The organism is Bradyrhizobium campsiandrae (assembly GCF_014529705.1).
GTDB lineage: Bacteria > Pseudomonadota > Alphaproteobacteria > Rhizobiales > Xanthobacteraceae > Bradyrhizobium > Bradyrhizobium campsiandrae.
The window spans coordinates 1-425 of the sequence record NZ_JAANIH010000228.1 but is presented as its reverse complement, the minus strand read 5'-3'; the positions used below and the strand labels follow the sequence as shown (position 1 = coordinate 425).

The window sequence follows — 425 nt, the reverse complement described above, 5'->3', positions numbered from 1 at the left end:
CTCAGAACCTGCAATAGATGGAGCTACGATTTCCAAATCCTGTGCTGCCAAGTCTTGTAAAGATAGTTGCTTTTTCTTGGCTAAAGGATGACTTGCTGGCAAAGCTACTCGAAGAGGCGGAGGAGACCCATGTCGTCGATATGCTTGTCTAGCCATTTCAGATGCACGTTCATCAAGTTCAGCATCGTAAATTGGCTGATTTGTCTCATAACCAAAGCGAGCTGGCGCTGTGTTTTACAAAGTCTTCTGACGATAATTGCTCAATGATTGTCTTTGCTAACATGCGAGAAACAGGTACTTTCATTGTGCCTTGTCTTGCAGCCAATTTAAATCTATCATGACTGACCAGAAATTTTAACTTTGTCAGTGCTTCAGCGACTTCCATAGGCTCCAATATCTCCTTGATTTTTGTACCACTATTATAC

Annotated in this window: 1 protein-coding gene; it reads right to left on the bottom strand. The window is 42.1% G+C overall.

Features of this window, described 5'->3' with window-relative positions; translation table 11 throughout:
• Positions 1–205: 205 nt before the first annotated feature.
• Positions 206–425: hypothetical protein (locus G8O24_RS47205; protein WP_210324923.1), on the bottom strand; the 220-nt coding region annotated here is incomplete at its 5' end.